The sequence below is a fragment of the Usitatibacter rugosus genome (genome assembly GCF_013003965.1).
Taxonomy (GTDB): Bacteria; Pseudomonadota; Gammaproteobacteria; order Burkholderiales; family Usitatibacteraceae; genus Usitatibacter; species Usitatibacter rugosus.
In genome coordinates, this window is record NZ_CP053069.1 from 1853621 (window position 1) to 1878633 (window position 25013).

General features: G+C 70.0%; 2 protein-coding genes (1 of these 2 cut by a window edge). Both read left to right on the forward strand.

Features of this window, described 5'->3' with window-relative positions; translation table 11 throughout:
• Nucleotides 1-6792: an SdrD B-like domain-containing protein gene (locus DSM104443_RS09140; protein WP_171091493.1), complete on the forward strand. Its 6792-nt coding sequence runs from the start codon at nt 1-3 to the stop codon at nt 6790-6792.
• Nucleotides 6789-25013, forward strand: partial view of a DUF7933 domain-containing protein gene (locus DSM104443_RS09145; RefSeq protein WP_171091494.1) — the 5' portion only. 4746 nt of this gene lie beyond the right edge of the window; only the first 18225 of its 22971 coding nucleotides appear in the window; its start codon is at nt 6789-6791; its stop codon lies beyond the right edge, outside the window. Before DSM104443_RS09140 ends, DSM104443_RS09145 begins: the two co-directional genes overlap by 4 nt.

The following is a 25013-nucleotide window of genomic DNA, read 5'->3' on the forward strand; positions in this document are numbered from 1 at the left end:
GTGAAATTCGAGTCCCACCGGCAAGCCGTCCCGTTCGCCACGCGCGTGTTCCGCGCGCTGGGTGCGGCCGCGCTCGCGGTGGCGGCTCTCGCCTCGGGCCTCGCGCACGCCGCTCCGCCGGCCGGCACGGTGATCCCGAACTCCGCCGCGGCGACGTTCAACGTCGGCGCCAGCGGCTACACCAACAACTCCAACATCGTGACGGCGATCACCAGCGCGCTCGGCGGCGCGATCTACTCCGCCACGCTGTCGACCGACGGCAACGTGGTCGCGGCCGGTGGCGTGACGGTCAACTTCCCGCACGTCCTCACCAACACCGGCGCCGTGGCCGACACCTACGCGCTCGCCGCGACGAGCCAGGGTCCCGGCTTCCCGCTGGTCGGCATCGTGCTGCTGCCGGATACGAACGGCGACGGTGTAGCCGACAGCGCCACGCCGATCGCGCCGACCACCACGCTGGCCCCCGGCGGAATCTTCCGCTTCGTCGTGCGCGCCACGGTGCCGATCGGCTCGTCGCCCGCCTCGCAGGGCAGCTTGCGCGTCACGGCGACCGGCGCCGGTAACGGCGTCCTCGCGCAGAACACCGACCGCGTGAGCATCGCCGGCCGTCCGACGGTGCCGGGCGATTGCGCCACCGCCACGAAGGCCCTCTCGCTCGACCGTGGCCCGTCGCCCGGCGGCCCGATCACGGTTTCGCTGACGTATGACGCGTGCGACAAGGCGCGCCAGAAGGTACTGATCCAGGACACGCTGCCGGCCGGCATGACCTACGTCGCGGGCAGCGCCCGCTGGACCGCCACCGGCCCGCTCGTCCTCACCGACGCGAACGCCACCGACGCCCAGGGCCCCGGCACCTCGAAGATCACCTACGACTTCGGCGTGACTGCGGCCAACACGGTGACGGCGATGATCAACGATCTCCCCGCCACGACGAAGGCCACGGTCACCTTCCAGGTGCAGATCGTCCCGGGCCTCGCGGTGAACGCTCTGGTCGACAACGTCGCCAGCTATACCTTCTGGGACACGGCCGGCAACCCGGGCAACCGCGCCAACACCAACATCGCTTCGTACCTCGTGACCGGCACGGCCGATCTCACGCTCGTCGGCCAGCGCCTGCCGACCGCCGTTCCGGGCTCGACCGCCGTCTTCACCAACGTGCTCACCAACAAGGGCAACGAGACGGACACGTTCGAGATCACGCTGGGCGGCAGCACCTTCCCGGCCGGCACGACCTTCACGCTCTTCAAGCCCGATGGCGTGACGCCGCTCACCGACACCAACGGCGACGGCAATCCCGACACCGGCCCGGTCGCTCCGAACGCCACGTACAACATCGTCGTGCGCGCGCTGGTCCTCCCGACCACGGTTCCCGGCGCGTACAAGATCACGAAGTCGGCCCGCTCGGTGCGTGCCCCCTCGCGCATCGCCTCGGCCGACGACTCGATCGACACGATCGTCACCAAGTGCGCGCTGATCCTCGAGCCGGACAACCAGGCGCTCACCGGTTTCGGCACGCACGTCACGTACCTGCACACGCTCGTGAACCGCGGCAACTGCAACGAGAGCGTGACGGCCCAGGTGAGCTACCTCGGCGACTCCCGCCCGGGCTGGCGCTCGCAGGCGTTCGTCGACAATGCCTCGGGCACGGGCGGCTCGATCCCGGGCGTGCTCGATTCGACCGACACGCAAGTGACGCCGTCGTGGACCACGACGCTCGCCCCGGGCCAGCAGCTTCGCCTCCTGGTCGACGTGCTGGCCCCGACGAAGGAAGAGATGCAGGCCGCGCGCGCCGCGAAGTCGGGCAACGCGAAGGCGATCGTCGACACCAACGTCACCACGCTGCAGCTCACGGGCCTGGGCACGGGCGTGGTCTCGGTGCGCGACACCACGTCGGTCGACGACAACAAGGCCGACGGCCCCGACACCGAGAACACGATCCGCAACTACAACGACAGCACCTTCTTCACGCCGACCGCGTGGGCGATCGTCGGCCGCAACGCCTACCTGCGCGCCAACGCCCCGGCCTGCAACGCGGTCGCGGATGTCGTCGAGACCCGCCTCGTCCTCATCACCGGCCTCAACGGTGAGCGCGAGCAGGTGACGGCCACCGAGACGGGCCCGAACACCGGCATCTTCACCGTGCCCGCGCTGCCGGTTCGCCTGCCGCCGGTCACCGCGGGCAACGGCACGCTCGAAGGCGTCCCGGGCACCGTGTTCAACATGGAAGTGCTGGGCTGCAGCCGCCCGGTCTCCGGCGTGATGACCGTGCTCGCCCCGGTGAGCGTCGTGTTCGACAGCCGCAGCAACGAGCCGGTCGCGGGCGCCAGCGTGCAGCTCCTCGCCGCCTCGGGCAGCCAGTGCGGCGCGGCGATCGGCACCCCGGTCACCTCCGGCAGCGACGGCACCTTCTCCATCACCGCCGCCGCCGGCAACTTCTGCCTGCGCGTGACGCCCCCGAACGGCTACACCTTCCCGTCGACGGTCGCGTACGGCAGCCTTCCGCAGGGCCGCAACCTCGTCGTCAGCGGCGCCACCACCGGCGGCTCGTACGGCACGCCGTTCACGCAAGCCGCGGGCGTCGTGGTCGTGGACGTGCCGGTCGACCAAGGCAAGCAGGACGGACTCTTCGTGCAGAAGGTCGCGTCGCAGGCGCTGGTCGAGCTGGGCGAGTTCGTCGACTACGCGGTGCGCGTGCGCAACAACACCGGCAACGCCCTCGACCGCGCGAACGTGGTCCTGGTCGACGATCTCCCCGCCGGCTTCGCCTACGTGCCGGGCACGGTGCGCCGCGACGGCAAGACGATCGCCGACCCGGTCACTAACGGCCCGCGCCTCACGCTCACCATCGGCAACATGGAGCGCGGCCAGCAGGCGCTCATCACCTACCGCGTGCGCGTCGGCCCGGGAGCCCTCCAGGGCGACGGCGTGAACCGCGTGCAGGCCACGTACGTCACGCCGGCCGCGACGACCGTTTCCAACATCGCCACGGCGCGCGTGCAGGTCACGGGCGGCGTGTTCAGCGACCGTGCCTTCATCCTCGGCAAGGTGTGGATGGACTGCAACGCCAACGGCTCGCAGGACAAGGGCGAGCTCGGCATGCCGGGCGTTCGCCTCCTGATCGAAGACGGCACCTTCGTCGTGACCGACGGGGAAGGGCGCTACAGCTTCTACGGCATCACCAACCGCACGCACGTGCTGAAGCTCGACCGCTCGACGCTGCCGCCCGGTGCCAAGCTCCAGGTGCTGAGCCAGCGCAACCTGGGCGACGCGAGCAGCCGCATCGTGGACCTCAAGTCCGGCGAGCTGCACCGCGGCGACTTCGCGATCGCGGGCTGCGACCCGGCGATGGTCGAAGAGGCCGCCGCGCGCGCCAAGGCCATGTACGACGAGAACGCGCTCGGCTCGCTCGCCGGCGCCCAGCTCGCCACGGAAGCTCGCGTCCTCGCCGATCCGAAGACGCTGCCCGCTTCCGGCGTCGTCACGATGGCCGCCCAGCAACCGGGTGGCACCGCCGTCGGCGGCCCCGCGCTCGACGCGCCCGCCGGTGCCTCGCAGGGTGCGGCCTACGGCAGCGTGATGACCGTTCCCGCCGCCGTCCGTCCGACCCCGGCCCCGCAGATCCTCCCGCCCGCCGCCGAGCCGGTCGCGATGGCGCCGCTCGAGACGCTGGTGCCGAACCTCGACAACAAGCTCGGCTTCGTCGGCCTCGCCGACGGCGACACGCTGCCCACCGCGCAAGCGACGCTGCGCGTGAAGGGCACGATGGGCTCCAACTTCAAGCTGGTCGTGAACGGCGCCGAGATCTCCGAGAAGCGCATCGGCAAGCGCGCGACGCTCGCCGAGAAGCAGGTCCAGGCCTGGGAATACGTCGGCATCGAGATGAAGCCCGGCGTGAACGAGCTCACCGTGTCGATGATCGACGGCTTCGGCAACGCGCGCGGCTCCGAGACGATCCGCGTTCGCGCCCCGGGCAAGCTGGGCAAGATCGAGATCGTGCTGCCGGCCGGCGGCGCGGTCGCCGATGGCCGCACGCCCGCCAAGGTGACGGTCAAGGTCTACGACGTCGACGGCGTTCCGGTCACCACGCGCACGCCGGTCACGATCGTCGCCTCGCGCGGCCTGTGGCAGATCCCGGATCCGGATCCGAACGAGCCGGGCACGCAGGTCATGGTCGAGGGCGGCGTGGGCGTGTTCCCGCTGTCCCCGCCGCTCGAGCCCGGTTCCTCGCAGATCGTCGCCAGCAGCGGCAGCCTCCGTGCCGAGGCTCGCCTCGACTTCCTGCCCGAGCTTCGCAGCCTCGTCGCCGCGGGCGTGATCGAAGGCATCGTGAACCTGCGCAACATCGGCTCGAAGTCGATCGTGCCCACGCGCAACAACGACGGCTTCGAGCAGGAGCTGAAGACGCTGTCGCGCGACTTCGACGGCGGCAAGGGCCAGGCGGCGGCGCGCGCGGCCTTCTTCCTCAAGGGCAAGATCAAGGGCGACATGCTGCTCACCGCCGCCTACGACTCGGACAAGGATTCGCGCGAGCGCCTCTTCCGCGACATCCAGCCCGACGAGTTCTATCCGGTCTACGGCGACTCCGCGATCCGCGGCTTCGACGCGCAGTCCACCAGCCGCCTCTACGTGCGCGTCGACAAGGACCGCTCCTACCTGCTGTGGGGCGACTACACGACGCAGTCGGATTCGCAGGTCCGCAAGCTCTCCAGCTACAACCGCTCGCTCACGGGCCTGCGACAGCACTTCGAGAACGACCGCGTGAGCGCCAACGTGTTCGCCTCGCGCGACACCAGCCGCCAGGCGATCGAGGAGCTGCGCGCCAACGGCACGTCGGGCCCGTACGAGCTCGGCAACCGCGGCGCGCTCATCAACAGCGAGAAGATCGAGATCGTCACGCGCGACCGCAACCAGCCGGCGATGATCCTCTCGGCGCTGCCCCTCGCGCGCTTCGCCGACTACGAGATCGACGCGCTGACCGGCCGCATCCTCTTCAAGTCGCCGGTGTCCTCCGTCGACCGCGACCTGAACCCGGTCTTCATCCGCGTCACCTACGAAGTCGACCAGGGCGGCCCCGAGTTCTGGGTGGGCGGCGCCGAGGCTCAAGTCAAGGTGACCGACCGCATCGAAGTGGGCGGCGTGTTCGTGAAGGACAACAATCCCGAGGAGCCCTTCAAGCTCGGCGGCATCAACGCCACCGTGAAGCTGGGCGAGAACACCTACGTGATGGGCGAATTCGCCCGCACCGAGAAGGGCCTGGAGGACAAGAAGGGCAACGGCGGCCGCCTCGAGGTCAAGCACGAGTCGAAGGACCTGAAGGCGCAGGCCTTCGTCGCGCGCACCGACAAGGATTTCGACAATCCGGGCGCGTACCTCACGCAGGGCCGCGGCGAAGCCGGCGGGCGCCTTGAATACAAAGTGCGCGACGGCACGCTGGTTCGCGCCGAAGCGCTGCGCACCGAAGACCTCACCACGAACTCCGTGCGCGATGGCGCAATGGTCGCCGTGACGCAGGAGATCGGCGAGAAGCTCTCGCTCGAAGTCGGCGTGCGCCACGCGGCCGAACGCGGCACCGCTTCTCCGGTCCCGTACGTTCCGGGCCTGCCGCCGCCGCAGCCGCTGCCGGATGAAGTGACCACGGTGCGCGCGCGCCTCACGGGCCAGGTGCCGTTCGTGCCGAACGCCACGGTCTACGGCGAAGCCGAAGTCGACGTGCAGGACACCGACCGCAAGATCCTCGCCGCCGGCGCCGAGTACCAGCTTCCGAACAAGGGCCGCCTCTACGCCCGCCACGAATTCATCTCGTCGATCACCGGCCCGTACGGCCTGAACGCCGGCGAGCGCCAGAACACGACCGCGGTCGGCGTCGACATGGACTACATGAAGGACGGCCGCCTCTTCAGCGAGTACCGCATCCGCGACGCGCTGGCCGGCGGCGACGCCGAGGCGGCCTTCGGCCTGAAGAACCTCTGGACGCTCGCCCCGGGCCTGCGCCTCGGCACCTCGTTCGAGCGCGTGCATGCGCTCTCGGGCACGGGCCAGAACGAGAACACGGCTCTCGCCCTCGGCCTCGAATACACCGCGAACGCGATCTGGAAAGCCTCCACGCGCCTCGAGCTTCGCGACGCGTCGACGCAGCAGTCGCTGCTCTCGACGGTCGGCTTCGCCGCCAAGATCAACCGCGACTGGACGGCACTCGTCCGCAACGCCTACTCGCTCACGCGCAACAAGGACGACGACGGCGAGCGCACCATCGAGCGCATGCAGGCCGGCGTGTCCTACCGCGACAGCGAGACCAACATGTGGAACGCGCTCGCCCGCGTCGAGCATCGCCTCGAGGACGACGACACGCTGCCCGGCATCTCGCTCAAGAAGACCACCGAGATCGTCTCGGTCAACGCCGACTGGCAGCCGATCCGCCCGTTCGTGGTGAGCGGCCGGTATGCGGCGAAGTGGACGAGCGACAAGACGAACGGCCTCTCGACCAAGTACCGTGCGCAGGTCATCGGCGGCCGCGCCACCTGGGAATTCGCTCCGAAGTGGGACGTGGGCATCGTCGCCAGCGCCCTGTTTGGCGATTCCACCGCGTCTAGGCAGTATGGTGTGGGTGTCGAGGTCGGCTACCAGGCGTTCACGAACTTCTGGGTATCGGCCGGCTACAACTTCATGGGCTACAAGGACGCGGACCTTTCGGGGGCGGACTACACGGCGAAAGGCCCCTTCGTCCGCGTGCGCTACAAGTTCGACGAGCAGGTGCTGGAAGCCTTCGCCGGCGACAAGAACGAGAAGAAATGATGATCGACCTCCGCTCCACGCTGCGCAGAATCGCCCTCGGCCTCCTGGCCGCGGTCGTGCTGCCCGTGGCCGCGCAGGTCTGCCCGACGCCGCCCACGGCGACGAGCTACAACCCGCCGATCAACACGCTCTATCCCGGCACGGGTGTCAGCGTTCCCGCGGGCTCGAGCACGGTGCCCGTCGGCACGGTCGATACGCGCGGCGCCCTGGTGCCGATCGCCGCGGGCGACGTGATCCTCGTGATCCAGATGCAGGGCGCGGACATCGATTCGTCCGACAACAACCGCTACGGCGACGGCAGCGGCAACGGCGGCACGCAATACACGACGACGGGCGACTACGCCGGCGGCGTGCTCGGCAACGCGAACTTCACCGCGGGCAACCTCGAGTACGCCGTGGCCTCGGGCCCGGTCTCGGGGGGCTCGGTGCCGATCTTCGGCTCGCTCACGTATTCGTACACCACCGCGGCGGCCACCGGCACCACGGGACAACGCCGCTACCAGGTGCTGCGCGTGCCGCAGTACGCGAGCGTGGCGCTCACCACCTCCGTCCCGGTCGCACCGTGGAACGGCACCACGGGTGGCGTCGTAGCGCTCGACGTCGCGGGGAACCTGAACTTCGTCGGCGGCACCATCGATGCGTCGGGCCGCGGCTTCCGCGGCGGCGGCGCGGTCGGCGGCGACGCGTTCACCAACGCCCAGTACAACTATCGCTCGGCCACCAACGCGGTCGCACCGGGCGGCGGCGTGAAGGGCGAGGGCATCGTCGGCACGCCGGCGCGCACCTTCAACTCGCTGCTGAACACGGTTTCCACCGACAGCGGCGTCGCGGGTTATCCGGGCGGCGACTACGCGCGCGGCGCCCCGGGCAACGCGGGCGGCGGCTCGAACCAGCACAACGGCGGCGGCGGCGGCGGCGGCAACGGCGGGCGCGGCGGCAACGGCGGCCGCACGTGGAACCAGAACCAGAACAACTACTCGGGCGAAGACGTCGGCGGCTTCGGCGGCGAGGCGATCACGGGCGTGCGCGTCGTGATGGGCGGCGGCGGCGGCTCGGGCGACATCAACAACCAGTGCGCGGGCATCGGCTGCGCGACGGCCAACGGCGGGCCCGGCGGCGGCGTGGTCCTGATCCGCGCCGGCACGATGACCGGCTTCGGCGCCATCACCGCGAAGGGCGCGGATGCACCCGACGGCCTCACCAACGCCACGGACGGCGCGGGCGGCGGCGGCGCGGGCGGCACGGTGGTGATCCAGCTCGGCTCCGGTTCCATCCCGGGCGGCGTGTCGGTCGACCTTCGCGGCGGCCGCGGCGGCAACTCCAGCATGGGCGGCGTGAACGAGACCGACGGCCCGGGCGGCGGCGGCGCGGGCGGCCGACTCATGAGCAGCGCTTCCGGCGGCAACGTGCAGCTCACCGGCGGCGTCTCCGGGATCATCTTCAACACGACCAACCCGGCGAACGGCACCTCCGACGGCTCGAGCCCCGGCGCTTCGGGGGCGACGATGACGATCACCGGCACGTCGATCCCGGGCGGCACCGGCCCGGCGCAGTGCTTGCCGACGCTCACCGCCACGAAGGTCACGTCGGCCGCGACGCTGCTGCCGGGCGCCGACCGCTTCAACTACACGATCACCGTCACCAACACCGGCACGGGCACGGCGAAGAGCGTCAACATCCTCGACAACCTGCCGGCGCCGTTCCTGCAGCGCGTGGACGGCCTCGTGCTCACGCTCAGCAACGCGACGCGCACTTCGGTCACCACGCCGCCCGCGGGCACCTCGAACCTCACGATCGGCAGCTTCGACATCGCCGGCACGTCTCCGGGCCCGGCAGGAACGGTGACCGCGGTCGTGACCGTCGACCTGAACAACGCGCCCCCGGGCAAGTACGACAACACGACCACGGTCAACTTCCTCGATCCGACGACCACGGTCCCCGGAACGCGCGTCTCCCCGGGCGGCACGTACGCAACCGGCGGCGCGGTCGCGGGCAGCAACTACAACGGCTCGCTCGTGGGCAACACGGCCGAGGACGTGACGATCCTCGCGGGCCCGACCGTCACGAAGAGCTTCTCCGTGCCGATGATCGCCACGGGCGGCACCACGACGCTCACGATCACGATCGCCAACCCGAACCCCGCCACCGCGATGACCGCGGTGCGCCTGATCGACGACCTGCCGCTCGGCGTGACGGTCGCGGCCGTGCCCGCCTTCACGCAGACCCCGGCCGCGTGCCTGGGCACCGTGGTCTCCGGCAACACCGCGGGTGCCACGCGAATCGAGAGCAACTCCGCCACGCTCGCCGCCGGCGCCTCGTGCCAGGTGACGGTCGCCGTCACCAGCCAGACCGCGGCACGCGTCACCAACGTGATCCCCCCGGGCGCCGTCTCCGGGATCGTGCTCGGCAACACGCTCGGCAACCTGGTCGAGGCGAGTGCGCAGCTCACCGTGGTCGCCCCGCCGATCATCGTGAAGACGTTCACGCCGAACTCGATCGCGGTCGGCGCGCAATCCACGCTCACGATCACGATCACCAACCCGAACGGCAACGTGGTGGATCTCACGGGCGTGGCGTTCACCGACACGTATCCGGCGGGCATCACCAACACGGCGCTGACCGCGGTCGCGCCCACCGGCGCCGGTTGCGTGGGCAACGCGACGCGGGCCGCGGGCAGCATCACCCTCGCGGGCGGCACGGTTCCCGTGAACGGTACCTGCACCTGGACCACGATCGTCACCAAGGCCTCCGCGAGCCCGGCCGGCGGCGACCAGAACACCACGGGCGCGGTCTCGGCCACGGGTCCGGTCGCGCTCACCGGCAACACGGCGCACGACACGCTCACCGTCACCGCCGGCACGCTCGCCCCGACGCTGGGCAAGTCGTTCGCCTCCACGCTCGCCGCGGCCGGCGCCACGGTGCCGATGTCGCTGGTCCTCACGAACGCCAACATCACACCGCTCACCGTCACGTCGCTCACGGACGCGCTGCCTTCGGGCCTCGTCGTCGCGGGCGTGCCGGGCCTGGTGAACCTGTGCGGCCTCACCGTCTCGGGCGCCACGATCGGCTCGACCTCGATCGCCGTCACGGGCGGCACGCTGCCCGCGAACACGACCTGCACGGTGACCGTCAACGTGACGGCGGCGGCGCCGGGCGAGTACACCAACGTCACGAGCGCGCTGCTCACCGCGCAGGCTCCGGGCTCGAACATCGCCTCGGCGAAGCTCACCACCGTCTCGCCGCCCACGGCCGTGAAGAGCTTCACGCCGTCGCGCATCACCGCGGGCGCCGTCTCCGTGATGCGCATCCGCCTGCAGAACGCCGCCGCGAACACGGTGCCGCTCACCGGCACGGCGTTCACGGATACGTTCCCCGCGGGCCTTCGCGTCGCCGCCACGCCGGGCCTCGTCAACACCTGCGGCGGCACCATCACTCCGGGCGCGGCTACGAACGACGTGAGCCTCGTGCTCGCCAACGGCGTGATCCCGCTCTCCGGCTTCTGCGAGATCCAGGTCAACGTCACCGCGACGGCCGCCGGCACGCTGAACAACAGCACCGGTGCGATCAACAACGCCGCGGGCGCCGCGGGCACGGCCGCGCTGGCCTCGCTCACCGTCGACGCGAACACGCTGCCGCCGATCATCACGAAGTCGTTCGGCATGAACCGCATCAACGCGGGCGGTGTCACGCAGCTCTCGTTCACGATCGGCAACCCGAACGGCACCGTGACGTTGACGGGCATCGGCCTCACCGACACGTTCCCGGCCGGCATGACGATCGCCTCGCCCCCGGGCGCGGTGAGCGGCGTGGTCTCGGCCGACAACCCGTGCGGCGCGACCTTCACCGGCGGCGCGGTGGGCAACAACAACGCCAACGTCACCAACCTCACGCTCACGCCGCTCGACACGTGCGCGGTCCGGTGGAACGTCACCAGCTCCACGCTCGGCAACGCGAACAACACCACGGGCGCGATCCAGGCAACCGGGCCGTTCGTGCTCAACGGCAACGTGGGCAGCGCGTCGCTGCTCGTGCAGAGCCTGGCGCCGCCGAACGCCGCGAAGAGCTTCAACCCGGCGCAGATCGCGGTGAACGGGACGACCCGCCTCACCATCACGCTCGCCAACGCCAACCCGTCGGACGACCTCACGGGCGTGGTCTTCACCGACACGTTCCCCGCCAACCTCGCGGTCGCGGCCACGCCGGCGCTCGCCAACTCGTGCAACCTCACGGCGACCGGAACCGGCGCGGGCAGCACGGCGCTTTCCATCACGGCGGGCACCATCCCCGCGGGCGGTGCGTGCGAGATCTCGGTCAACGTGACGTGGAGCGGGGCGACGGGCAACGTCACCAACACCACGAGCACGATCGCCACCGCGCAGACCACGGCGGGCGCGGCCGCCTCCGCGGTGCTCTCCATCGTCGCCGCGCAGCCGCCGATGCTCGTGAAGTCGTTCCTGCCGAGCCAGATCCCGGCGGGCGGCACGACGGACATCACGCTCACGATCACCAACCCGAACGCGACATTCGCGCTGACGGGCGTGGCGTTCACGGACACTTACCCGGCGGGGCTCACCAACGGGGCCATCACGGCCGTGGCGCCAGTCGGCACGGGCTGCGTGGGCAACGCGACCCGGGCCGCGGGCAGCATCACGCTCACGGGTGCCACGATTCCCGCGGGCGGCTCGTGCTCGTGGACCACGAACGTCACCAAGGCCACGGCCGGCAACGTGGTCAACACCACCGGCGCGGTCACGGCCACTGGCCCCTCGGCGCTCACCGGCAACGTGGCCAGCGCGCCGCTTGGCGTGGGCGCGCTGCTCCCGCCCCAGGTCACCAAGTTCTTCGCGCCGGACAACATCGGGCCGGGCGACACCACGGTCCTGAACCTGGTGTTCTTCAACCCCAACGGCGGTACCCCGCTCACGGGCATCACGCTCACCGACACGTTCCCCGCCGGCCTCGTCGTCACCGGCACGCCGGGCGTCGCCTCGGGCGTCGTATCGACGGCGAACACCTGCGGCTTCACGTTCACGGGCGGAACCGCGGCGGCAACCAACATCGTGATCACCAACACCGGCAGCACGATCCCGGCCGACGGCACGTGCGTGGTGCAGGTGAACGTCACGAAGGCCACGTACGGCAGCGTGACCAACACCACGGGAACCGTAGCTTCGACCAACGGCGGCACGGGCAACACCGCCTCGGCGAAGCTCACGATGCAGCTCGCACCCCTGCAGGTCACGAAGACCTTCAACCCGACCGTGGCCACCTTGACGACCACGAACGTGACGCTGTCGATCCTGGTCAACAACCCGAGCTCGGTCGCGGTGACGGGCGTCACCTTCACCGACACGTATCCCGCCGGTCTCACCAACCATCCCACCGCCCCGGCCGCGGCCGTCACGGGTGCAGGGTGCATCGGCACGCTGACCGCGGCCAACGGCGGGGGCACGTTTGCGCTGACGGCCGGCACGATCCCCGCGAACAGCACGTGTACCTACACCGTGGTCGTGCGCCACACGCTGGTACTGCACACCAACACGGTGAGCAACGTCGCGGCCACGGGGCCGGAGCCGGTGGTGGGCAACAGCGCGTCGGCCTCGCTCGACAACAACGCCGCGCAGCCGCTGCGCATCACCAAGGGCTTCTCGCCCACGTCCATCGCCATCGGCGCCACCTCGACGCTCACGTTCACGCTGCAGAACCCGAACGGCGCCGCGGCCACGCCGACCTTCACGGACGCCTTCCCGGCGGGCCTGGTGATCGCGGCAGCGCCGGCCCTCACCAATTCGTGCGGCCTCACCATCACGGGCGGGACGGCCGGTGCCAACAACATCAACGTGACCGCCGGCTCGATCCCCGCGGGGGGCACCTGCACGATCACGGTCGCCGTCACCAGTCCGGTCGCCGGCTACTACACCAACACCACCAGCACCATCGGGGGCGGCACCGGCGCCGGCCCCGCGGCGACGGCGCTCCTCCAGGTGGGGCCGCTGTTGCCGCCGATCGTGGAGAAGAGCTTCGTTCCGCCCCAGGTCGAAGTGGCCGCCGGCGCCACGTCGCGGATGCTGATCACGATCCGCAACCCGAACCCGTCGATCAGCCTCTCGGGCATCGCGCTCACCGACACGTTCCCGGCCAACATCCAGATCGCGCCGACCCCGAACTACCAGACAGACCCGGCGGCCGCGTGCGCGGGCATGACCACGACCTCGGGCAACACGGCCGGCCAGACCTCGCTGCAGATCAGCACGCTCACCGTAGGCGCGGGCCTGGGCTCGTGCACGATCGGCGTGAACGTGATCAGGAACCCGATGGCCGCGGGCGTGCACACCAACACGACCAACGCGGTCACCGCCACCGGCCCGGCGGCCCTCACCGGCAATACCTCGAGCGCGACGCTCTCCTACGTGGCCGCGGGGACGCTGCGCCCGCCGATCCTCAGCAAGTCGATCTCTCCGGCGCAGATCAACGTGGGCGGCATCGCGCGCCTGCGCCTGGGCATCAACAACCCGAACCCGAACACGGTCACGACGGCGGCCTTCACCGACACCTTCCCGGCCGGGATGGTGGTCGCAACCCCGCCGAACCTGATCAACAGCTGCGCCGTGAACATCTCGGGGGGCGCCGCCGGCAACAACAACGTCAACATGACGTCGACGTCGATCAACCCGAGCACCAACTGCTTCATCGAGCTCGACGTCACCACCACGGCCGCGGGCAACTTCGTCAACACGACGAGCGCGATCACCACGGGCAACGCCGGCACCGGCAACTCGGCCTCGGCCACGCTCTCCGCCTCCGCGGTGGCCCCGCCCGTGCTCGCGAAGGGCTTCAACCCGACCTCGGCCCAGCCGGGCGACGTGGTGCAGCTCTACTTCACGATCACCAACCCGAACCTCACCGCGAACCTCACGACGGTCGCGTTCACCGACACGTTCCCCGCGGGTCTCGTCGTGGCGCCCGCGCCGGGCGTCACCTCGGGCGCGGTCTCGGCGACCAACTCCTGCGGCCTGGTCTTCACGGGCGGCACGGCGGGTGCCACCAACATCAACGTGACCAACGGCATCGCGCCGGCCGCGGGCGTCTGCTCGCTGGCGGTGAACGTCGTGAAGGCCACGGCGGGATCCATCGTCAACACCACGGGCGCCGTCACCTCCGCGAACGGCGGCACGGGCAACGCGGCGAGCGCCTCGCTCGACATCGCCACGCGCCCGCCGCAGATCTCGAAGGCGATCTCGCCGCGCCTCTTCGTGACCGGCGCCACCGCGACGCTCACGATCACGCTGTCGAACACGAACTCGACCACGGCGCTGAACCAGATCGCGTTCACCGACACGTTCCCGGCCGGCCTCACGATCGCCGCGGGCACCAACGCCGCGACCGGCGTCGTGAGTGCCTCCAACACCTGCGGGCTCGCGTTCACCAACGGAGCCATCGGCAACACGGCGGTCTCGATCACGGCGGGCCAGAACCAGTCGGTGCCCGCGGGCACGGATTGCCGCCTCTCGTGGACGGTTACCTCCGCCACGCTCGGCAACGCGGTCAACACCACGAGCGCGGTCTCGTCGCTGAACGGCGGCACCGGCAACGTCGGCAGCGCCGCCTACGACGTGGTGGCCTCGCTGCTGCCGCTGTCGCTCACCAAGAGCTTCGCTCCCTCGACCATCAACGCCGGCGGCACCACGGAGCTGGTGTTCGCGATCGAGCACCTGAACCGCACGATCACCGCGACGGGCGTCGCGTTCACCGACACGTTCCCGGCCGGCCTGACACTCGCGGGCACGCAGGTCGCCGTCTCGGGCGCGACCTCGCCGTACAACACCTGCGGCCTCACCTTCACGACCACCGCGGGCAGCGCCAACGTGACCGGCGGCTCGATCGGCCAGTCCACGGTCTGCTACCTGCGCCTCTACGTCACGTCGTCGACGACGGGCACCGTCACCAACACCACCTCGACGATCACCTCGACCACGACGGGCATCGGCGCGGGCGCGGCCGCCTCTGCGGTGCTGCAGGTCAACTCGGCGATCACGCCGCAGGTCCTCACCAAGCAGATCTCGCCGTCCACGATCGCCCCGGGCGGCATGGCGCAGCTGCGGATCACGATCCGCAACCCCAACCTCTCGACGCCGATCACGGGCCTGAACCTCACCGACACGTTCCCGGTGGGCGTCACCGTCGCGACCGTGCCGTCGTTCACCAACACCTGCGGCGGCACCGTCACCGCGGGCAACGTGGCGGGCAATACGTCGATCACGTTCACGGGCGGCACCGTGACCGCGGGCCAGACCTGCGTGATCGAGACCAACATCACCGCCACGGCGGTGAACGTGTACAACAACACGGTCACCTCCAACACCTCGAGCGCGGGCAGCGGCACGAACCCGTCGGCCTCGCTCACGGTCGTTCAAGCGGCCCTCACCAAGGCGTACACGGGCACCGGCTCCACGATCGATCCGGCCCAGGTGACGACGCTCACGTTCACGGTGACCAACGGCGCCGGCAACCCGCTCGCCTCGGGCATCAACTTCACCGACACGCTGCCCACGGCCGTCGTGATCGCGCCCACGCCGAACGTGCAGACCAACTGCCCGGCCGGTGCCGCGCCCGGCGCTCCGGCGTTCACCGTCACCGCTCCGGCGGGCGGCACGGCGATCACGGTCACGGGCCTCTCGGTCAACAACGGCGTGGCCTCGTGCACGGTCTCCGTGGACGTCACCTCCAGCACGGTGAACCCGAGCTGCGCCACGAACCCGGCCACGCACACCAACGCCGCCGCGAGCATGAGCGCGCTCGCCAACGTCACCAACGGCGTGACCAACACCTGCCTCGTGGTTCGCCCGCGTCCGGGCCTCACCAAGGCCTTCGGCGCCGCGAGCGTCGGCGTGGGCCAGACGCAGACGGTCGCCTTCACCATCGACAACACGGCCACCGGCGCGGTCGCTCGCACGGGCCTCTCGTTCACCGACACGCTGCTGGCCGGCATCACCATCGCCAACCCGACGGCGCCGTCCGCCACGGCTTCCTGCGGCACGCCGGCCTTCACGGCGGTGAACGCCACGCAGCCGTTCACGGCGTCGACGATCAACGTCGCGGCCGGCGCGGTCTGCACGATCACGCTCACGATCCGCGGTGTCACCGTCGGGACCGTGGCCAACAACGCCGCGCAGATCACCGCGATCTCCGGCATGGACAACAACGTCGGCACGACGTCGATCAACGTGGTGCAGGCGTCGCTCAACAAGGCCTTCGGCGCCGGCACGATCGACGACGCCGGCTTGACGACGCTGGTCTTCACGCTCACCAACGGCACCGGCAACCCGGCGCAGGGCGGCATCGGCTTCACCGAGACGCTGCCCGCGAGCCTGCGCTTCATCGGTACGCCGCTGCCCGTGACGTACTCCGCAGGCTGCTCGGGTCCCGCGACGGTTGCGGTGACGGGCGGCAACGCGATCGCGCTCACCGGCATCGCGATGGCCGCGGCGACCGCGAGCTGCACGGTCACGGTCGGCAACGGCACCGTGAACGGCGTCTCGAACGTCCTCAATCAACTGAACGGCTCGTGCGCGGGCAACCCGGCGGCGTTCACCAACGTCACCGGCAACATCACGCTGGGCGCGAACGTCACCACGTCGACGGTGACCGCGGCCTGCCTGCTGGTCGCCTCGCGCCCGACGCTCACCAAGGCCTTCGGCGCCGCGACGGTTGGCATCGGCCAGACGCAGACCCTGGTCTTCTCGATCGCGAATACCGGCACGGGCGCACTGGCTCGCACCGGCATCTCGTTCACGGACACGCTGCAGGCCGGCCTCGTCATCGCCAACCCGCCGGTCGTGACCTCCACCGCGTGCGGCACGCCGGGCTTCACGGCGGTGGACAACACGCAGCCCTTCACGGCGAACACGATCTCGGTCGCGGCCGGGGCCACGTGCGTGATCACGCTCACGGTGCGCGGCACGACGCTGGGCGCCAGGAACAACACCACGGCCGACATCACGGCGATCACGGGCGCCAACAACGGCGTCACGCTGCAGACGATCACGGTCGTGCAGCCGAGCCTGAACAAGGCGTTCGTCCCGACGTCGATCGACCAGGGCGGCACGTCGGTCCTCACGTTCACGATCACCAACGGCACCGGCAACCCGGCCGAGTCGGGCGTCGCGTTCACCGACACGCTGCCCGCGGGCGTGCTGGTCGGCGCCACCCCGAACGTGCAGACGAATTGCCCGGCGGGCGCGGGCTTCGCGGCTCCGGGCTTCACCGTCACGGCCGCGGCCAACACCAACTCGATCGCGGTCTCGGGCCTGTCGATGACGGCCGGCGTCGCGAGCTGCGAGGTGAGGGTGAACGTCTCGGCGGCGGCCGCGGGCAGCTACACCAACGACACGGCCAACATGTCGGGCCTCACGCGCATCACCAACAGCGTGACCGCCTCGACGCTGACGGCGCTGGCGCTCCCGACGCTCACCAAGGCCTTCGGCGCGGCGGACATCGGCGTCGGCCAGCAGACGGCGCTCACCTTCACGATCACGAACCCGGCGGCGGCCCCGGCGCGCACCGGCCTCGCGTTCACGGATACCTTCCCGGCCGGCCTCGTCATCGCCAATCCGCCGGTTCCGACCACGACGTGTACCGGTACGCCGGTGTTCACCGCGGTCAACAACACGGGCGTGTTCACGGCAAGCGGCCTCAACGTCGCAGCCGGCGCCTCGAGCTGCACGGTGACCGTCACCGTGACCTCGGCCACGGCCGCCGCGTACGTGAACGGATCCGCCCAGGTGACCTCGATCACCGGGATGCTGAACGGCGTCACGAACCAGACGCTGAACGTGCGCCAGGCGTCGCTCAACAAGGCGTTCGTACCGACGACGATCGACCAGGGTGGCACCTCGGTCCTCACGTTCACGGTCACCAACGGAACCAACAACCCGTCGCAGGGCGGCATCAACTTCACCGACACGCTGCCCGCGGGCGTGCTGGTGGGTGGCACCCCGAATGTACAGACCAACTGCCCGGCCGGCGGTGGCACCTTCGCGGTGCCGGGCTTCACGGTGACGGCGACGGGTGGCACGAATTCGATCGCGGTGACCGGCCTCACGATGAACAGCACGGTCGCTACGTGCGACGTGCGCGTGAACGTCTCGGCCGCGGCCGCGGGTTCGTACACCAACAACTCCGGCAACATGTCGGCCCTGGCGCGTGTCACCAACAGCGTGACGCCGTCGACGCTCACCGTGCAGGCCCTGCCGACGCTGACCAAGGCCTTCGGCGCGGCCGACATCGGGGTGGGGCAGACCACCGCGCTCACCTTCACGATCACGAACCCGGCGGCGGCTCCGGCGCGCACCGGCCTCGCCTTCACCGATACCTTCCCGGCGGGCCTGGTGATTGCCAACCCGCCGGTGCCGACGACCACGTGTACGGGCACGCCGGCGTTCACTGCGCTCAACAACACGGGCGTGTTCACGGCAAGCGGCCTCAACGTCGCGGCAGGCGCCTCGAGCTGCACGGTGACGGTCACGGTGACCTCGGCCACGGCCGCCGCGTACATCAACGGATCCGCCCAGGTGACCTCGATCACCGGGATGCTGAACGGCGTCACGAACCAGACGTTGAACGTGCGCCAGGCGAGCCTGAACAAGGCCTTCGTCCCGACCACGATCGACCAGGGCGGCACCTCAGTGCTGACCTTCACGGTCACGAACGGAACCAACAACCCGTCGCAGGGTGGCATCAACTTCACCGACACGCTGCCGGCGGGCGTGCTGGTCGGCGGTACGCCGAACGTGCAGACCAACTGCCCGGCGGGCGGCGGTACGTTCGCCGCTCCGGGCTTCACGGTCACCGCCACGGGCGGCACCAACTCGATCGCGGTCACCGGCCTCACGATGAACAGCACGGTCGCCACGTGCGACGTGCGCGTGAACGTCTCGGCCGCCACCGCGGGTTCGTACACGAACAACTCCGGCAACATGTCGGCCCTGGCTCGCGTCACCAACAGCGTGACGCCGTCGACGTTGACCGTGCAGGCATTGCCGACGCTCACCAAGGCCTTCGGTGCCACCGACATCGGCGTGGGCCAGCAGACGGCGCTCACCTTCACGATCACGAACCCGGCGGCGGCTCCGGCTCGCACGGGCCTCGCGTTCACGGATACCTTCCCGGTCGGCCTCGTCATCGCCAACCCGCCGGTGCCGACGACCACGTGTACGGGCACGCCGGCGTTCACTGCGCTCAACAACACGGGCGTGTTCACGGCAAGCGGCCTCAACGTGGCGGCCGGCGCCTCGAGCTGCACCGTCACCGTGACCGTGACCTCGGCCACCGCCGGTGCCTACGTGAACGGCTCGGCCCAGGTCACTTCCATTACCGGAATGCTCAACGGCGTCACGAACCAGACGCTGAACGTGCGCCAGGCGAGCCTGAACAAAGCATTCGTCCCGACCACCATCGATGCGGGCGGCACCTCGGTGCTGACCTTCACGATCACGAATGGCACCAACAATCCGGCGCAGTCGGGCATCAACTTCACGGATACGCTGCCGGCCGGCGTGCTGGTGGGCGGCACGCCCAACGTGCAGACGAACTGCCCGGCGGGCGGCGGCTTCGCGGCTCCGGGCTTCACCGTCACGGCCGCGGCCAACACCAACTCGATCGCGGTCACGGGCCTGTCGATGACCGGCGCCGTGGCGAGCTGCCAGGTACGCGTGAACGTCTCCGCGGCGACCGCCGGCTCGTACACCAACGACACGGCCAACATGTCGGCCCTGGCGCGCATCACGAACGGCGTGACGGGCTCGACCCTCACGGTGCAGGCGCTGCCGGTCCTCACCAAGGCCTTCGGCGCCACCGACATCGGCGTGGGCCAGCAGACCTCGCTCACGTTCACGATCACGAACCCGGCGGGCGCCCCGGTGCGCACGGGCCTCTCGTTCACCGACACGCTGCCCACGAACCTCGTGCTGGCGAATCCGCCGGTGCCGACCACGACGTGTACCGGCACGCCGGTGTTCACGGCCCTCAACAACACGGGTGTGTTCACCTTGAGCGGCATCGGCGTCGCCGCGGGCGCGGCCTCCTGCACGGTGACGGCCACGGTGACTTCCACGGTCGCGGCCGCGTACGTGAACGGCGCCGCGCAGATCACGGCCATCGGCGGGCTCGTGAACGGCGTCACGAACCAGACCCTCAACGTGCGCCAGGCCTCGCTCAACAAGGCCTTCGTTCCGACGACGATCGACGTGGCCGGCACCTCGGTGCTGACCTTCACGATCACCAACGGCACGAACAACCCGGCTCAAACGGGCATCAACTTCACGGACACGCTGCCGGCGGGCGTGCTGGTGGGCGGCACGCCGAACGTCCAGACCAACTGCCCGGCGGGCGGTGGCTTCGCGGCTCCGGGCTTCACCGTCACGGCTGCAGCCAACGCCAACACGATCGCGGTCACGGGCCTGTCGATGACCGGCGCCGTGGCGAGCTGCCAGGTGCGCGTCAACGTCTCGGCGGCGACGGCGGGCTCGTACACCAACGACACGGCCAACATGTCGGCCCTGGCGCGGATCACGAACGGCGTCACGGCCTCCACGTTGACGGTGCAGGCGCTGCCGACGCTGACCAAGGCGTTCGGTGCGACCGACATCGGCGTGGGCCAGCAGACCTCGCTCACCTTCACCATCACGAACCCGGCGGCCGCTCCGGCGCGCACCGGCGTCGCGTTCACGGATACGTTCCCGGCCGGCCTCATCATCGCCAACCCGCCGGTGCCGACGACGACGTGTACCGGCACCCCGGCATTCACCGCGCTCAACAACACGGGTGTCTTCACCGCGAGCGGCCTCAACGTCGCGGCCGGAGCGTCGAGCTGCACGGTCACCGTGACGGTCACGTCGGCCACGGCCGGTGCGTACGTGAACGGCTCCGCCCAGGTGACTGCCATCACCGGGATGAACAACGGTGTCACCAACCAGACGTTGAACGTTCGCCAGGCCTCGCTCAACAAGGCCTTCATTCCGACGACGATCGACGTGGGCGGCACCTCGGTGCTGACCTTCACGATCACCAACGGCACCAACAACCCGGCGCAGTCGGGCATCAACTTCACCGACACGCTGCCGGCCGGCGTGCTGGTCGGCGGCACGCCGAACGTCCAGACCAACTGCCCGGCGGGCGGCGGCTTCGCGGCCCCGGGCTTCACGGTGACGGCCACGGGCGGCACGAACTCGATCGCGGTGTCCGGGCTCTCGATGAGCAGCACGGTCGCTTCGTGCGACGTGCGCGTGAACGTCTCCGCGGCCACGGCGGGCGCGTACACCAACGATTCCACCAACATGTCGGCGCTGGCGCGCGTGACGAACGGCGTGACGCCATCCACCCTCACGGCCAATGCCCTCCCGACGCTGACCAAGGCGTTCGGTGCCACGGACATCGGGGTGGGGCAGACCACGGCGCTCACCTTCACGATCGCGAACCCGGCTGCGGCTCCGGCGCGTACGGGCCTCGCATTCACGGACACGTTCCCGGTCGGTCTCGTCATCGCCAACCCGCCGGTCCCGACGACCACGTGTACGGGTACACCGGCCTTCACTGCGCTCAACAACACGGGCGTCTTCACGGTGAGCGGGCTCAACGCCGCGGCCGGCGCCTCGAGCTGCACGGTCACCGTGACGGTCACCTCGGCCACCGCCGCTGCGTATGTGAACGGCGCGGCGCAGGTGACTTCGATCACCGGCATGAACAACGGCGTCACCAACCAGACGTTGAACGTCCGCCAGGCATCGCTCAACAAGGCGTTCGTGCCGACGACCATCGATGTTGCCGGCACGTCGGTGCTGACCTTCACGATCACCAACGGCACGAACAACCCGGCCCAGAGCGGCATCAACTTCACGGATACGCTGCCGGCCGGTGTCCTGGTGGGTGGCACGCCGAACGTCCAGACCAACTGCCCGGCGGGCGGCGGCTTCGCGGCGCCGGGCTTCACGGTCACGGCGACCGGCGGCACGAACTCGATCGCGGTCACGGGCCTCACGATGAGCAGCACGGTGGCTTCGTGCGACGTGCGCGTGAACGTCTCCGCGGCCGCGGCGGGCTCGTACACAAACAACTCGGGCAACATGTCGGCCCTCGCGCGCGTGACCAACGGCGTTACGCCGTCCACGCTCACGGTCAACGCGCTGCCGACGCTCACGAAGGCCTTCGGGGCCACGGACATCGGGGTGGGGCAGACCACGGCGCTCACCTTCACGATCAGCAATCCCGCGGGTGCTCCGGCACGCACGGGCGTCGCGTTTACCGATACGTTCCCGGCCGGCCTGGTCATCAGCAACCCGCCGGTGCCCACCACGACGTGTACCGGCACCCCGGCGTTCACCGCGCTCAACAACACGGGCGCCTTCACGGCGAGCGGCCTCAACGTCGCGGCGGGCGCCTCGAGCTGCACGGTCACGGTGACGGTGACGTCCTCGACCGCCGGCGCCTACGTGAACGGCGCGGCGCAAGTCACCTCGATCACGGGCATGAACAACGGCGTCACGAACCAGACGCTGAACGTGCGCCAGGCTTCGCTCAACAAGGCGTTCGTCCCGACGAACATCAACGTCGGCGGCACCTCGGTGCTGACCTTCACGGTCACGAACGGCACCAACAATCCGGCGCAAACCGGCATCAACTTCACGGATACGCTGCCGGCGGGCGTGCTGGTCGGCGGCACCCCGAACGTGCAGACGAACTGCCCGGCCGGTGGGGGCTTCGCGGCCCCGGGCTTCACGGTCACGGCCACCGGCGGCACCAACACCATCGCGGTCAGCGGGCTCTCCATGAGCAGCACGGTGGCCAGTTGCGAGGTGCGCGTGAACGTCTCGGCCGCGGCCGCGGGCGCGTACACCAACGACTCCACCAACATGTCGGCCCTGGCCCGCGTCACGAACGGCGTCTCGCCGTCCACGCTTACGGTCAACGCGCTGCCGACGCTCACCAAGGCCTTCGGCGCCACCGACATCGGCGTGGGCCAGCAGACCGCGCTCACCTTCACGATCACGAACCCGGCGGGCGCTCCGGCGCGCACGGGGGTGGCCTTTACCGATACCTTCCCGGCCGGCCTCGTCATCGCGAACCCGCCGGTGCCGACCACGACGTGTACCGGCACGCCGGCCTTCACGGCCGTGAACAACACCGGTGTCTTCACGGCGAGCGGCCTCAACGTCGCGGCCGGCGCCTCGAGCTGCACGGTGACGGTCACGGTGACCTCGGCCACGGCCGCGGCCTACGTGAACGGATCCGCGCAGGTGACCTCGATCACGGGCCTCAACAACGGCGTCACCAACCAGACGCTCAACGTCCGCCAGGCGAGCCTCAACAAGGCCTTCGTCCCGACGACGATCGATGTTGCCGGCACCTCGGTGCTCACCTTCACGATCACCAACGGCACGAACAACCCGGCCCAGAGCGGCATCAACTTCACGGACACGCTGCCAGCGGGTGTGCTGGTCGGTGCGACGCCCAACGTGCAGACGAACTGCCCGGCGGGCGGCGGCTTCGCCGCCCCGGGCTTCACGGTCACGGCCACGGGCGGCACGAACACCATCGCGGTCACGGGCCTTTCGATGACCGGCGCCGTGGCGAGCTGCGAGGTGAGGGTGAACGTCTCGGCGGCGGCCGCGGGCGCGTACATCAACGACTCCACCAACATGTCCGCGCTGGCGCGCGTCACGAATGGCGTGACGCCGTCGACCCTCACGGCCAATGCGCTGCCCACGCTCACGAAGGCGTTCGGTGCGGCCGACCTCGGCGTGGGGCAGACGACCGCGCTGACGTTCACGATCACGAACCCGGCGGCGGCTCCGGCTCGCACCGGCCTCGCGTTCACGGACACCTTCCCGGCTGGCCTGGTGATTGCCAATCCGCCGGTCCCGACGACCACGTGTACGGGCACCCCGGCATTCACCGCGCTCAACAACACGGGCGTGTTCACGGCAAGCGGCCTCAACGTCGCGGCCGGCGCCTCGAGCTGCACCGTCACCGTGACCGTGACCTCGGCCACGGCGGCGGCCTACGTCAACGGTGCGGCGCAGGTGACTTCCATCACCGGGATGAACAACGGCGTCACCAACCAGACGCTCAACGTTCGCCAGGCCTCGCTCAATAAAGCATTCGTTCCGACCACGATCGACGTCGGCGGCACGTCGGTGCTGACCTTCACGATCACCAACGGCACGAACAACCCGGCCCAATCCGGCATCGACTTCACGGACACGCTCCCGGCCGGCGTGCTGGTCGGCGGCACGCCGAACGTGCAGACCAACTGCCCGGCCGGTGGCGGCTTCGCGGCGCCGGGCTTCACGGTGACGGCGACGGGCGGGACCAACACGATCGCGGTGACGGGCCTCTCGATGAGCAGCACGGTGGCCTCGTGCGACGTGCGCGTGAACGTCTCCGCGGCGGCGACAGGCTCGTACACGAACAACTCCGGCAATATGTCGGCCCTGGCGCGCGTCACCAACAGCGTGACGCCGTCGACCCTGACGGTGAATTCGCTGCCCACGCTGACCAAGGCGTTCGGTGCGACGGATCTCGGGGTGGGGCAGACCACGGCGCTCACCTTCACGATTGCCAACCCGGCGGGCGCCCCGGCGCGCACCGGTGTCGCATTTACGGATACGTTCCCGGTCGGCCTGGTCATCGCGAATCCGCCCGTGCCCACGACCACGTGTACCGGCACGCCGGCGTTCACCGCGCTCAACAACACGGGTGTCTTCACGGCGAGCGGCCTCAACGTCGCGGCCGGGGCCTCGAGCTGCACCGTGACGGTCACGGTGATGTCGGCCACGGCTGGCGCGTACGTGAACGGCTCGGCCCAGGTGACTTCCATCACCGGCATGAACAACGGCGTCACCAACCAGACGCTGAACGTGCGCCAGGCGAGCCTGAACAAGGCCTTCGTCCCGACCTCGATCGACGTGGCCGGAACGTCGGTGCTGACCTTCACGATCACGAACGGCACGAACAACCCCGCGCAGGGCGGCATCAACTTCACGGATACGCTGCCCGCAGGTGTTCTCGTGGGCGGCACGCCGAACGTGCAGACCAACTGCCCGGCGGGCGGCGGCTTCGCGGCCCCGGGCTTCACGGTCACGGCCACCGGCGGCACCAACACCATCGCGGTCAGCGGGCTCTCGATGACGGGCGCCGTCGCGAGCTGCCAGGTGAGGGTGAACGTG